Source organism: Pseudomonas sp. LBUM1662 (genome assembly GCF_059695915.1).
Map to the genome: position 1 here is coordinate 6,185,278 of NZ_CP166793.1, position 13,005 is coordinate 6,198,282.

The 13,005-nt window shown below is 60.5% G+C and carries 11 protein-coding genes; 1 reads left to right on the top strand and 10 read right to left on the bottom strand.

Annotated elements, in window-relative coordinates; translation table 11 throughout:
- Positions 1–214: 214 nt before the first annotated feature.
- From creD to rloA2, 4 genes are all read right to left on the bottom strand, one after another.
- On the bottom strand, positions 215–1,585 hold the full coding sequence (gene creD, locus ACA049_RS28230; RefSeq protein WP_497331438.1) for a cell envelope integrity protein CreD: 1,371 nt from the start codon (positions 1,583–1,585) through the stop codon (positions 215–217).
- A gap of 174 nt (positions 1,586–1,759) precedes the next feature.
- Positions 1,760–3,178, bottom strand: coding sequence for a two-component system sensor histidine kinase CreC (creC, locus tag ACA049_RS28235; RefSeq protein ID WP_497331440.1), 1,419 nt, complete (start codon positions 3,176–3,178; stop codon positions 1,760–1,762).
- The gene (creB, locus tag ACA049_RS28240) at positions 3,178–3,858 is read right to left on the bottom strand and encodes a two-component system response regulator CreB (RefSeq protein ID WP_497331442.1); all 681 of its coding nucleotides are present in this window, start codon (positions 3,856–3,858) and stop codon (positions 3,178–3,180) included. The genes creC and creB overlap by 1 nt, the downstream gene beginning before the upstream one ends.
- 59 nt (positions 3,859–3,917) lie before the next feature.
- Positions 3,918–4,424: a retropepsin-like aspartic peptidase RloA2 gene (gene rloA2, locus ACA049_RS28245; RefSeq protein ID WP_176457736.1), complete on the bottom strand. Its 507-nt coding sequence runs from the start codon at positions 4,422–4,424 to the stop codon at positions 3,918–3,920.
- Between the two features lie 315 nt (positions 4,425–4,739).
- Here rloA2 and yihG point away from each other — a divergent pair, with 315 nt between their 5' ends.
- Positions 4,740–5,627, top strand: coding sequence for a 1-acylglycerol-3-phosphate O-acyltransferase, YihG family (yihG, locus tag ACA049_RS28250; protein ID WP_497331444.1), 888 nt, complete (start codon positions 4,740–4,742; stop codon positions 5,625–5,627).
- Position 5,628: 1 nt separating this feature from the next.
- Here the strand turns inward: yihG and ACA049_RS28255 are convergent, their stop codons facing one another.
- The 6 genes from ACA049_RS28255 to ACA049_RS28280 form a co-directional block, all read right to left on the bottom strand.
- Entirely contained in the window at positions 5,629–6,186 is a 558-nt protein-coding gene (locus ACA049_RS28255) for a DUF2780 domain-containing protein (RefSeq protein WP_497331446.1), read from the bottom strand.
- A gap of 318 nt (positions 6,187–6,504) precedes the next feature.
- Positions 6,505–7,704, bottom strand: coding sequence for a formaldehyde dehydrogenase, glutathione-independent (gene fdhA, locus ACA049_RS28260; protein ID WP_007947729.1), 1,200 nt, complete (start codon positions 7,702–7,704; stop codon positions 6,505–6,507).
- Positions 7,705–7,886: 182 nt separating this feature from the next.
- Positions 7,887–8,744 (bottom strand): formyltetrahydrofolate deformylase, encoded by an 858-nt coding sequence (purU, locus tag ACA049_RS28265; RefSeq protein WP_109635419.1) that lies wholly within the window; start codon positions 8,742–8,744, stop codon positions 7,887–7,889.
- A gap of 117 nt (positions 8,745–8,861) precedes the next feature.
- Positions 8,862–9,494, bottom strand: coding sequence for a sarcosine oxidase subunit gamma (locus tag ACA049_RS28270; RefSeq protein ID WP_497296381.1), 633 nt, complete (start codon positions 9,492–9,494; stop codon positions 8,862–8,864).
- A 167-nt stretch (positions 9,495–9,661) separates the two neighbouring features.
- Positions 9,662–12,679, bottom strand: coding sequence for a sarcosine oxidase subunit alpha (locus tag ACA049_RS28275; protein ID WP_154502002.1), 3,018 nt, complete (start codon positions 12,677–12,679; stop codon positions 9,662–9,664).
- A complete protein-coding gene (locus tag ACA049_RS28280; RefSeq protein WP_480418592.1) occupies positions 12,676–13,005 on the bottom strand; it encodes a sarcosine oxidase subunit delta in 330 nt (109 codons plus the stop codon). Before ACA049_RS28280 ends, ACA049_RS28275 begins: the two co-directional genes overlap by 4 nt.

Genomic DNA, 13,005 nt, shown 5'->3' on the forward strand with positions numbered 1-13,005 from the left:
TGTTCCGGCCTCTTCGCGAGCAAGCCCGCTCCCACACTTTGATCTGTGATGCATACATATTTTGCGTCCACTGGAGATCCCCTGTGGGAGCGGCGGTGCGACGATTCGACTTGCTCGCGAATGCACCCCACCGGATCAACAGAAAACAACACCGCAATCAGCGTCGCCAACACCTCCCCTTCCCGCTGATCCTCACGCAACCCCAGCGACCGGCTCATTCCACTGCCCCGATATCAAACGCCAGCGGCTTGGCCGACTTCTGCCCGATCCCGTACCAATCCAGCTTGCGGGTCAGCACCATGAATACACCGAGCAAGCCGAACAGCAACAACGAGCCCATCAACAGCGCGTAATCCTCGGCACTCAACAAACCGTAGAGCAAGCCATACAACGCTGCCAACCCCGCCGAAAAGCTCAAGCCGTGACGCACGCTGCGCAGTACATGGCAAACATAGAAGCCGATCAGCAACACACAGCCGCCCGCCGACAACAGATAGGCCAAGGCAAAACCAATGTGCTCCGACAACGACAGCAGCAACAGATAGAAGAACGCCAGCGCCACGCCCACCAATGCATATTGCACCGGGTGCACCGCCAGGCTTTTCAGCACTTCGAAGAGGAAGAATCCGGCGAAGGTCAGCACGATGAACAACAGTGCGTATTTGATCGCCCGATCACTCTTCAGGTATTGGTCTACCGGATCGATGAAACTCACGCCAAAGCTGCGGCCGTTGTACGCCTCACAACCACCGCCGGACACACAACTGCTCAGCGCTTCCTGCAGGTTGGTGGAGAAAAACGAGGTCTGCCAATTGGCGGTAAACCCTTGATCGGTAACCTCACGCTGGGCCGGCAGGTAGTTGCCGATGAAGCTTGGGTGCGGCCAGTTGGCGCTCAACGACACTTTGCTGGTCTTGCCCACCGGAAGGATTTGCAACTGACCGGTGCCTTGCAGCCGCAAGTCGAAACCGAAGGTCAACTCCGTGGCTTGCTTCGCATCCAGCGCCGGCAACGTCACGTGGACACCTTCGCCTAACCAGCCCACCTGGGTGCCGGGAACAAAGTCCAGACGCTGGTCATTGAGTTCGAGTTTCAGGGCGTTTTCGATACCGCGAATATCGCTGATGCCGACGGCCAGGAACGGCTGGTCGAACTGGTAATCGGCGAAGTCTTCCTTGATGCCCAGTTGCGCCGGGACGGAGAAATGCCCGCTGATGCGGTTGTCGGCGTGGAACAGTCGCGCCTCGTAAATGCCTCGGGAACGCAGCTCGGTCTGCACCTGGCCGTCGAGTTCGAAGCGCTCCGGGAGGAAATACAAACGACCGCGTTCTTCACCGACTTCCTGGTAGCGCTCGTTGGTTTTCTCGTTGAGTTTCCAGGTGCGCACCACTTTGCGATAGGGCACCACCATCAGCGGCCCGCTGAGTTGCTGGCTGTAGCTGGAACTGCGGGCGATGTCTTCGAGCACACCGTCGCGTAATTGCTGACGGTCCTGGATGACGCCGTTGATCATCAGCAACGGGATGAGCAATAACAGAATCAGAAGGGCAATGGCCCCGAGTTTTATGGTCAGGCTGCGGTTCATGGGACTCTCCCTGTTTGGATGGGCAGAGTCTGGAATGGGTATGTGGGGGCTTTATGGGGCGAATATGGAGTTTGTGTGGAGTCTGGGCCGGCCTCTTCGCGAGCAAGCCCGCTCCCACATTAGACCGCAATCTCCTGTGGGAGCGGGCTTGCTCGCGAAGGCCGCAACTCGGTCCTAAGCCAGACGCAACACGACTTCCACCCCACCCTCGACATTGCCAATGCTCAACGACCCGCCATGCAACTTGACCACTTCTTCCACAAAGTTAAGCCCCAACCCGGTGCTCTTGCGCCCACTGTCCGGGCGCGGCAAGGAATAGAAACGCTCACTCAAACGCGGCAACGCATAGTCAGGAATCGCCTCGGCCTGGTTGAACAGCCTGAACTCGATCTGCTCACCGACCCTCTCGGCGCTGAATCGCAGCACACCCTGAGGCGCAGTGAAATCCAGCGCATTCTCCAGCAGATTCCCCAACGCCTGACGCAACAGAAACGGCTCGCCATGCAGGTTCATGTCCGGGGCAATCTGCTGTTCCACGCGTAACTTTTTGCCTTCGATCCGCGCGGCCTGGGCGTTGAGCAACTCCTCCACCAAATCCGCCAACGGCACCGCCACCCGCTCTTCCAGCCCTTGGCGCTGTTCAACCTGGGCCAGGTTCAGCAGCCGCTCAATCAACTGCTGCATGCGCACACTTTCGCTGTCGATGTTGCTGACAAAACGCCGGCGCTGAGCCAACGGCATTTCACCTTGCAGCAACTCCGCCGCTCCGCGAATCGCCGCCAGCGGGCTCTTCAATTCATGGGTCAACGTGTGCACATAACGCTCGACGTAGGCTTTGCCTTCCAGCTGCGTTCGCATCTGTTCCACTGCCGTCGCCAGTTGCTCCAGCTCACCGCCGCGATAATGCGGCACCTCGACGCGCCGCCCTTCACTCACTGCCTGCGCATAAGCCGTCAACCGTCGCAAAGCCGCGCTCAACCACCACGACAATAGCGCGCCGAACAGCAGACCCAGGCCGATCAGGCCGGCGCCATAGGCGAGCAATCGTCGTTCAGTACGATCCACATAAGGCTGCAACGAACTGTTGGGCTTGGCCACGGTGACCACGCCGATGATCCGGCCGTTGTCGCGAATCGGCGCGCCGACGTGCATCACCGAGGAGGTCGCATCGTTCGGATCGCTGCGGGTGGAACGCGCGCCGTATTCACCGCGTAGCGTCAGGTAGACGTCGTTCCAGCGCGAGTAATCCTGCCCCATCGCTGCGCCACTGGAGTCCAGCACCACAATGCCTTTGGCGTCGCTGACGTAGATACGGTGGTTGACCTGGTTCTTCGGCAAGCCCCAGATGCTCGCCTTCGGCTGCCGTTCGCCGTAGGCCTTGAGCAGTTCGGGCCAGCGGTTCTGATTGAGGGTGCCGGCCTTGAAGTCGTCGCGCAGGATCTCGGCCATCAGGTTGGCGGTGTCCACCAACGTTTCTTCGGTGGACTGACGCACCCCGGGACGGATTTCTTCCATCACCGTGTTGAGTACGAAGTAACCGGTCAGGCCGATGAACAGCACGTAGACCAGGAAGATCCGGATCCCCAACGGCATCAGCTGTGCCCCGGGCTGTAGCTGTAACCGAGGCCGCGATGAGTCTGGATCGGCTCGGCGTCGGCCTTCACCAGACGCAATTTGGCGCGCACGCTTTTGATGTGGCTGTCGATGCTGCGCTCGTAACCGGCATCGGCCGCAACACCCAGCGCATCAAGCAGTTGCTCGCGACTGAAGACCCGTTCGGGTTGTTCCAGCAGGCATTGCAGCAGACGGAATTCGTGCCGTGTGAGGCTCAATGGCTGATTGCGATAGTTAATCTGCACGCGTTCGCTGTCGATCCGAAACAACGCCGTCGAGACGTCAGTCACCGGTCGCGGCGCCATACGTTTGAGAATCGCCCGGACCCTCGCCGCGACTTCCCGTGGGCTGAACGGTTTGACCACGTAGTCGTCGGCACCGATTTCCAGGCCCACCACGCGGTCGATTTCCGCATCACGGGCGCTGAGGAAGATCACCGGCACTTCGCTGAAACGCCGCAGTTGCTTGCAGGTCTCGAAGCCGCTGATGTCCGGCAGGCCGATGTCGAGAATGATCAGGTCGGCCGGGGTCTGGCGCTGATGCTCCAGCGCCACCGCGCCGAGGCTCAACCAGGTGGTGGTGAACCCCTCGCCCTGCAACGCGAATATCAGGGTGTCGGCAATCGCCGCTTCGTCTTCGACAATCAGGATATGAGGCATGGCGTCCGAGCCCGGCAGTTAAGTGGGCGAACGGTGCCCCAAGCCTCACATTCCGTCAATCAGCAGTCGGGTTTGTCAGCGGTGAATCGTCGCGCCGGGTTCACCGCTGCGCCGAATTCACGCAAGGCTTTGGCACCGATCAACAGTGGGTAATTGAAGCTGCTGCGGTCGGTCAGGTTGACCTCAACGGTGCGCTTGACGTTGCCCAGGCACAGTTCCAGATCGACCACCGGGCGCTTTGTCGGCTCGATGGCTTCCTTGTCATCTTCGTCTTCTTCGGAGCGGGTCTTGATCTTGCTGATCCGCGCGACCTTGTGCTCGTAGACCTTGTTGCTCGCGTCTTTGGTGGCGAGGCGGAAACGTACCCACTCGTCGCCGTCGCGGGTGAAGGTTTCGATGTCCTTGGCCGACAGCGATGCCGTCAGGGCACCGGTGTCCATTTTGGCCTTGAGCACTTCGCCGCCGATTTCCGGCAGCGCGATGTATTCGTAACGCCCGTACAGCGTCGGCTCAGCGGCCAGGACGGGCAAGGCCACGAGGGAAAGCAGTGCAAGGAGGGATTTCACGTAATGGGCATCCATAAGGAGTGGGCAGCGGGATTTTAGACCGTCAGTGAGCAATTCGTTCGTTCTTGAAATCGCATCGCGGGCAAGCCACGCTCCCACAGGGTTTCGTGTCGTTCACAAACCTTGAGTACACCTCAATCCTCTGTAGGAGCGAGGCTTGCCCGCGAAGAGGCCAAATCAATCACCACAAGAGCCTGACAAGTTCAAATTCGCACAAGCATAGCGCTGCAAAAGTGAAACATTCGTCACCGCCGATTTGGCCTGTCGCCCGAAGCTGCATATCATGGCGCGCCCAAAGGCTTTCAAGAGTTACTTATGCGCCGCCTGCTCACCGGCTGTTTCGTTACCCTGCTGCTGTTGCTCAACACCCTGGTCCTGTTCGGGCCGCTGATGGTGTTTGCCCTGCTCAAACTGATCCTGCCCGGGCGCTTTCGCGACGATGCCTCATGGGCCGTCATGTGGATCGCCGAAACCTGGGCCGAAATCGACAAGCTGATTTTCCGCCTGTGCATCCCCACCCAATGGGACATCCGCGGCGGCGATGACCTGCGCCGCGACACCTCATACCTGGTGATCAGCAACCATCAATCCTGGGTCGATATCCCGGCGCTGATCCAGACCTTGAATCGCCGTACACCGTTCTTCAAGTTCTTCCTCAAGAGAGAACTGATCTGGGTGCCGTTTCTGGGGCTGGCGTGGTGGGCGCTGGACTACCCGTTCATGAAGCGCTACACCAAGGCATTCCTGGCTAAACACCCGGAGCTGGCCGGCAAGGATCTGGAAATCACCAAAGCGGCGTGCGAGTTGTACAAGCGTCAGCCGGTCACCGTGGTCAATTACCTGGAAGGCACCCGATACACGGCGGCGAAAAGCGCTCAGCAGCAGTCACCGTTCACTCACCTGCTCAAGCCCAAGGCTGGCGGCGTGGCGTTTGTACTGGCGGCGATGGGCGAACAGCTGGACGCCGTTCTCGATGTGACGGTGGTGTATCCGCAGCAGCAGATTCCGGGTTTTTGGGATTTGATCAGCGGCAACGTGCCAAGGGTCATCATCGATATCAAGACCCGCGAACTCGACCCGGCCCTGTGGCAAGGCGATTACGAGAACGATCCGGTGTTTCGCGAAACGATCCAGAACTGGGTCAACCAGCTCTGGATCGAGAAGGATCAACGCATCGACGCCTTGCGCGCCGAACGCCACTGAATCAACTACCGGTGCCGGCACCCCAGATCCCGCCCAGGCTTTCCAGCAGCGAACCGCCGACGCCCTGCTGCCCCAGGTATTGCAAAAGCACCGGGGCAAACTGACCGATCATCCCGCTGTCCATGCCCAACGCGCTGAAAGCGTTGTTCAGATCGTTGGTGTTCTTCACATTGCCCAGCGCGTTTTCCAGACCGGCCGACTTGCCGGACGAGCCGAGCAAACCAGCGAGGGCACCCAGTTGACCGCCGCCGGAAAGCTTGTCGATACCCGGTACGCTTTTCGCCAATTCCGAATAGTCAGTCGAGCTCAACTGATTCTTGGCCAACCCCAGCATCGCCGCGGTGCCACCGACGGCTTGCTCGGGTTTGACGTTCAACTGCGAAGTCAGTGTGCCTAGCAGCGCGGCGGTTTCGTTCGTCGGTGCGGCGGCAGTGGCTGCATTACCGCCCTGCATGCTCGAGGCCGCTTTGGTCACATCATCCAGGCTGAAACCGGCGAAGACCGGGCTGGCCGCGAGGGTCATCAGCGAAGCCAGTACAAAACCGCGTGAAATCTTCATCCAGACATCCTCTAGCGCCATGAAAACCGCCCGTGAGGGGGCGGGGAAACTGCCGGTTTGACCGGGGTTTGGTGGGTGTTGTTCCTTGCTGAGGCAGGCATTTTTACGCCGTTCACGCACCTGTGGCGAGGGGTTCGTCCCCGTTTGGCGGGTAAGCCCTCGCGAAATCGCCAGACACGTTGTGTCTTACAGATCGAAATCGCAGCGTTTGGGGCCGCTGCGCAGCCCAACGGGAGCAAGCTCCCTCGCCACAGGCTTGATGTGAAACATAAACAAAAACGGCGACCCTTGGGTCGCCGTTTTGTATTGCTTGAAGGCTTACGCCGCGCTGAACAGTTTGTGCGGATCGATCACAAATTTCTTCGGCACGCCCGCATCGAACTCGCCATACCCGCGTGGCGCATCATCCAGGCTGATGACTTCCACGCCCACGATGTCGGCAATATGGATGCGGTCCCACATGATCGCCTGCATCAGCTGGCGGTTGTACTTCATCACAGGCGTCTGGCCAGTGTGGAAGCTGTGGGATTTGGCCCAGCCCAGGCCGAAGCGGATGCTCAGGCTGCCCATTTTTGCGGCGGCATCGACGGCACCTGGATCTTCGGTCACGTACAGGCCCGGGATACCGATTTTGCCGGCAACCCGCACAACACCCATCAGCGAGTTGAGCACGGTGGCCGGGGCCTCGTGTTTCACGCCGTCATGCCCGTGGCCGCGCGCTTCGAAGCCTACGGCGTCGACGGCGCAATCCACTTCTGGCTCGCCCAGCAACGCAGCGATTTGTTCGTGCAGCGGGGTGTCCAGGGACAGGTCGGCGATTTCGAAACCCTGCGCCTTGGCGTGTGCCAGGCGAACGGTGTTGACGTCGCCGATGATCACTACCGCAGCGCCCAACAGGCGAGCGGAAGCGGCAGCGGCCAGGCCAACCGGGCCGGCACCTGCGATGTACACGGTGCTGCCTGGGCCAACGCCGGCGGTGACTGCGCCGTGGTAACCGGTAGGCAAGATGTCGGAAAGGCAGGTCAGGTCGCGGATTTTTTCCATCGCGCGATCGCGATCAGGCAGTTTCAGCAGGTTGAAGTCGGCGTACGGCACCATCGCGTATTCGGCCTGGCCGCCGGTCCAGTCGCCCATGTCGACATAACCGTAAGCACCGCCCGGACGCGCCGGGTTAACGCTCAGGCAGACACCGGTGTGCATCTCTTTGCAGGAACGGCAGCGCCCGCAAGCCACGTTAAATGGAACGGATACCAGGTCGCCGATTTGCAGGTTTTCGACGTCGCTGCCCTTCTCGATCACTTCGCCAGTGATCTCGTGGCCCAGCACCAGACCGGTCTGAGCGGTGGTACGACCGCGCACCATGTGCTGGTCGGAACCACAGATGTTGGTGGAAACCACGCGCAGGATGACAGCGTGATTAATCTTCCTGCCGCGCGGATCCTGCATTTTCGGATAGTCGATTTTCTGTATTTCGACCTTGCCATTGCCGAGATACACCACACCACGATTGCCAGACATGCTTTCACCTCGCTGTTGTTTTTATGTAGCGGTCGCGTCGCCATGGAGCGGCGGCGCGTTGATTGCTCGGGTTATTGCCTGTGTCTTTTTGCGTTGTTTGTCAGGGCCTCTTCGCGGGCAAGCCTCGCTCCTACAGAGGTACTCGATCACTTGTAGGAGCGAGGCTTGCCCGCGAAAGCGATCTAAAGAACGACGGTGCGATTGGCGTTGAGGAACACGCGTCTTTCAATGTGATATCCAACCGCCCGCGCCAACGTCAGCCCCTCGATATCCCGCCCCTTGGCGATCAAGTCTTCCGGGTAATGACTGTGGTCCACGGCCTCTACGCCCTGGGCAATGATCGGGCCTTCGTCCAGGTCGTTGTTGATGTAGTGCGCCGTGGCGCCGACCAGTTTCACGCCCTTGTTGTAGGCCTGGTGATAAGGCTTGGCGCCCTTGAAACCCGGCAGCAGGGAGTGATGGATATTGATCGCCTTGCCGTCGAGTTTGCGGCACAGCTCCGGCGACAGGACTTGCATGTAGCGGGCAAGAATCACCAGTTCGGCGCCGGACTCTTCGATCACCTGCCAGACCTGACGCTCTTGCGACGGCTTGTCGTTCGGGTCCAGCGGGAAGTGGTAGTACGGAATCTGGTGCCAGTCTGCCAACGGCTTGAGGTCCGGGTGGTTGGAGACCACAGCGGCGACGTCCATCGACAATTGGCCGATGCGCTGGCGGTAGAGCAAATCGTTGAGGCAGTGATCGGCCTTCGAGACCATGATCACCACTTTTGGCCGGTAGTTCGGCTCGGTCAGCTCGAAGACCATGCCGAAGGCTTGACCGCGTTCCGCCAATCCAGCGCGGAAGGCTTGTTCGTCGAAGCCATCGGGCTGGCGGAATTCCACGCGAATGAAGAAACGGCCCGAAAGCCGATCATCGAAGGAATGGTGCTCGGTGACGTAGCAGCCCTGCTCGAACAAAAAGCGGGTCACCGCGTCCACGGTGCCGAGAACGCTTGGGCAGTCGGCGGTCAGAATCCATGTGTCTGGGGCGCGGCTCATAGTGCGGTGACTCCTGTTGTTATGGGCAACCGCTACGCGGTTGATCGCGGGCAAGCCTCGCGCCTACATTTGGAATACATTCCTCTGTAGGAGCGAGGCTTGCCCGCGAAGGCAATCTCAAGCCTGGACGCTAAGCCCGTACTCGGCCGCTGCATCCTGCAACCACAACCACCAGTAATCCGAGAAGCTGCGACGGATCAGCAGCTCCCAAGTGTCTTCGGCGGTGTGGCGGATCACCAGTTGCGACTTGGCGAACACGGTGCCAACGGCCTTGCCCACCGGGAAGCTGTTGGGGTGCACGTCGTAGCTGGTGGATTTCATCAGCACCTGACGCACGTTCGGGCCGCTCAGTTCGAGGAGCTGCTGGCCGCCGCTGACGTTGGTGATCGCGATGTGCAGATCGCCCAGCGCTTCGCGCAGTTTTTGCTCGGCGGCGAATTCTTCACCGGTAGGCACGATCAGCAGCCATTCATCCGGCCCCATCCATTGCAGGCTGGTTTCGCCTTTGACGACGACGGTCAACGCAGCCGGCAGCTCGATGCCGAGGGCCTTGTGCACACCGGCAGCGAAAGCCGCATCGTGGCCATCGCCACGAATGGTCAGGTGGCCGAGGAGTTTTTTCTCACGCACGATCACGCCGGCGCTTTTGCGGCCCTTGCCCACCAGGCTGGCGAGGTCGGCATGATGCAGCGACGACTCGGCCTTGGCCCCGGTGGTTGGGCGTTGTTGGTACACATTGGCTGCGGTCATAAAGCACCTGTTCCTGAATTCTGTATGTTCCGGCCTTCGTGGTGGCTGGTCTGGCGCCTTCGCGAGCAAGCCCGCTCCCACATTTAGACCGCGTTCCCCTGTGGGAGCGGGCTTGCTCGCGAATGGGCCGACGCGGTGTCATTGCCCATCCACAAGATCTAGGGCCACTAGATGTTCTGGCGATCACCCTTCGGATCGAAGAACACCGAAGAAACGATTTCCGCCTCGATCACGCTGCCATCCGCCAGCGGTGCGAACACCCGCTCACCGATGCGCTTCAAGCCGCCCTTCACTACGCCCATGGCAAACGAATAGCCGAGGGAGTTGTGCAAGTAGCTGGAAGTGACGTGACCGACCATCGTCATCGGAATCGTCTGCTTGGTGTTGAACACCAGTTGCGCGCCTTCCGGCAGCCATTTGGTCGGATCAATCGGCTTCAGGCCGACCAACTGTTTGCGCTGATCACGCACGCAGTCTTCGCGGTTCATGCCACGCTGGCCGATCCATGAGAACGGTTTGGTGCGACCGACACACCAGCCCATGTTCAGGTCGTCCGGGGTCATCGAGCCGTCGGTGTCTTGACCGACGATGATGAAGCCTTTCTCGGCCCGCAGAATGTGCATGGTTTCGGTGCCGTACGGGGTCAGGTTGTACTGCTTGCCGGCCTCGACGATTTTCTCGAGAACGCCCATCGCATAGTCGGCTTGCACGTTGACTTCGTACGACAGTTCACCGGTAAACGAAATCCGGAAAATCCGCGCCGGCACACCGCCGACCAGCGCTTCTTTCCAGGTCATGAACGGGAAGGCTTCGTTGCTCAGATCGGCGTCGGTCACTTCGCTGAGCAGCTTGCGGCTGTTCGGCCCGGACAGGGTCATGGTTGCCCAGTGATCCGTCACGGACGTGAAGTACACCTTCAAGTCTGGCCATTCGGTCTGATGGTAGATTTCCAGCCATTGCAGCACGCGTGCAGCGCCGCCGGTGGTGGTGGTCATCACGAAATGGTTGTCGGCGAGACAGGCAGTTACGCCGTCGTCGAAGACCATGCCGTCTTCTTTACACATCAGGCCGTAGCGGGCCTTGCCCACATCGAGCTTGGTCCAGGCGTTGGTGTAGATGCGGTTGAGGAACTCGCGGGTGTCCGGGCCCTGGATGTCGATCTTGCCCAGGGTCGAGGCGTCCAGCAGGCCGACGCTGTCGCGCACGGCTTTGCATTCGCGTTTTACGGCAGCGTGAATGTCTTCACCGTTTTTCGGGAAGTACCAAGGACGCTTCCACTGACCGACGTCTTCAAACTCGGCGCCGTTTTTCACGTGCCAGTGATGCAGCGCGGTGTGGCGGACAGGTTCGAAAATGTGCCCACAGTGACGGCCGGCCACGGCGCCGAAAGTTACCGGCGTGTAGTTCGGACGGAACATGGTGGTGCCCATCTGCGGGATGGTCACGTTCAGCGAGCGGGCAGCGATGGCCAGACCGTTGACGTTGCCGAGTTTGCCCTGGTCCGTACCGAAGCCCAGTGCGGTGTAGCGTTTGACGTGCTCGACCGACTCGAAGCCTTCGCGGGTCGCCAGTTCGATGGCGGCGGCGGTGACGTCGTTTTGCAGGTCGACGAATTGCTTCGGCCCGCGTGAGGTGCCTTTTTCGTGCGGCACCTGGAACAGCGCCAGGGTTGGCTCCTCGAGACGGCTCAAGGCTTTCGGCAACGTGCCTTCGACCACACTGAAACCGGCTTCGCTGGCTGCGCGAGCGCCGCCTTCAAAACCATCGGCCAACGAATCGCCAAGGCCATAGACGCCGTTGATGCCACCGACGCACACGCGTTTCTGCGGTGCTTCGCCCGGCACGAAACCGAGGATGTCTTCACGCCAGGTCGGCTTGCCACCCAAGTGCGAAGCCAAGTGAACCACCGGGCTGTAACCGCCGGAACTGGCGATCAAATCGCAATCGAGCCACTCGCCAGGACTGGTCACGGCGTGTGCTTTGACATCGATCGCGGCAACGCGAGCGGCGGTCACGTGCTTGCTGCCACGGGCCTCGATCACGGCGCTGCCGGTCAGGATGCGGATGCCTTTGGCGCGTGCTTCTTCAACCAGCGCACCACGCGGATTGCTGCGGGCGTCGGCGATGGCCACGACTTGCAGGCTGGCATCGAGCCAATCCAGCGCTACGCGGTAGGCGTGATCGTTGTTGGTCGACAGCACCAGTTTTTTGCCCGGTGCCACGCCGTAACGGCGAACGTAAGTCGACACAGCGCCGGCGAGCATGTTGCCCGGCACGTCGTTGTTGCCGTAGACCAATGGACGCTCGTGAGCGCCGGTCGCCAGAACTACACGCTTGGCGCGGACCCGGTGGATACGCTGACGCACCTGGCCAATCGGTGCGCGGTCGCCGAGGTGATCGGTCAGGCGCTCGTGAATGGTCAGGAAGTTATGGTCGTGGTAACCGTTGACCGTGGCGCGCGGCAACAGCAGCACGTCCGGGGTGTCTTTCAGTTCGGCGATGACGCTGGCGACCCATTCAGCGGCCGGTTTGCCGTCGAGGCTTTCGCGGGAGTCGAGCAGGCTGCCGCCGAACTCTTCCTGCTCATCGGCGAGAATTACACGAGCACCGCTGCGCGCAGCGGCCAATGCAGCGGCCAGGCCAGCAGGACCACCGCCGACGATCAGCACGTCGCAGTGCTGGTTCATGTAGTCGTAGGTGTCCGGATCGTTCTCGGTCGGCGAGCGGCCAAGTCCGGCAGCCTTACGAATGTACTTCTCGTAAGTCATCCAGAACGATTGTGGGTACATAAAGGTTTTGTAGTAGAAACCCGGCGGCATCAGCTTGCCGCCGACCTTGCCGAGAATCCCCATCATGTCGTTGTTCACGCTCGGCCAGCCATTGGTGCTGGTGGCGACCAGGCCTTGATACAGCGCTTGTTGCGTGGCGCGGACGTTCGGAATCTGGGTGGCTTCGGTCGCGCCGATCTGCAGCACGGCGTTCGGCTCTTCAGCACCTGCGGCAAAGATGCCGCGCGGGCGGGAATACTTGAAGCTGCGACCGATGATGTCGACACCGTTGGCCAGCAGGGCAGCGGCCAGCGAGTCACCTTCGAAGCCTTTGTAGACCTGGCCGTTGAAGGTGAAGCTCAGCACTTTGTTGCGGTCGATCCGTCCACCGTTGGACAGGCGATTGATCTGGCTCATACCTTCTCTCCCAGAGCCGTCGTGGCCGCTTTCGGGCTATCGGTCTTGTCGGTGAACTGCGGCTTGGTGCCGATCTTGTAGGTCTCGAGAATCTCGTAGGTCACGGTGTCGCGGGTGGCGTTGAAATACTGACGGCAACCGGCGACGTGATCCCACAACTCGTGGTGCAGACCGCGAGGGTTATCGCGGAAGAACATATAGTCGCCCCACTCCTCGTCGGTGCAGGTGTTCGGATCCAGTGGACGCGGGATGTGCGCCTGGCCGGATGCGTGGAATTCCTCTTCGGAGCGCAGTTCGCCGCAGTGAGGACAGAAGATATGCAACAT

Bases quoted from the DNA above. Each gene is read 5' to 3' on its own strand.
- creD (WP_497331438.1), bottom strand. From the start codon at position 1,585: ATGAACCGCAGCCTGACCATAAAACTCGGGGCCATTGCCCTTCTGATT.
- creC (WP_497331440.1), bottom strand. From the start codon at position 3,178: ATGCCGTTGGGGATCCGGATCTTCCTGGTCTACGTGCTGTTCATCGGC.
- creB (WP_497331442.1), bottom strand. From the start codon at position 3,858: ATGCCTCATATCCTGATTGTCGAAGACGAAGCGGCGATTGCCGACACC.
- yihG (WP_497331444.1), top strand. From the start codon at position 4,740: ATGCGCCGCCTGCTCACCGGCTGTTTCGTTACCCTGCTGCTGTTGCTC.
- ACA049_RS28255 (WP_497331446.1), bottom strand. From the start codon at position 6,186: ATGAAGATTTCACGCGGTTTTGTACTGGCTTCGCTGATGACCCTCGCG.
- fdhA (WP_007947729.1), bottom strand. From the start codon at position 7,704: ATGTCTGGCAATCGTGGTGTGGTGTATCTCGGCAATGGCAAGGTCGAA.
- purU (WP_109635419.1), bottom strand. From the start codon at position 8,744: ATGAGCCGCGCCCCAGACACATGGATTCTGACCGCCGACTGCCCAAGC.
- ACA049_RS28270 (WP_497296381.1), bottom strand. From the start codon at position 9,494: ATGACCGCAGCCAATGTGTACCAACAACGCCCAACCACCGGGGCCAAG.
- ACA049_RS28275 (WP_154502002.1), bottom strand. From the start codon at position 12,679: ATGAGCCAGATCAATCGCCTGTCCAACGGTGGACGGATCGACCGCAAC.
- ACA049_RS28280 (WP_480418592.1), bottom strand. From the start codon at position 13,005: ATGTTGCATATCTTCTGTCCTCACTGCGGCGAACTGCGCTCCGAAGAG.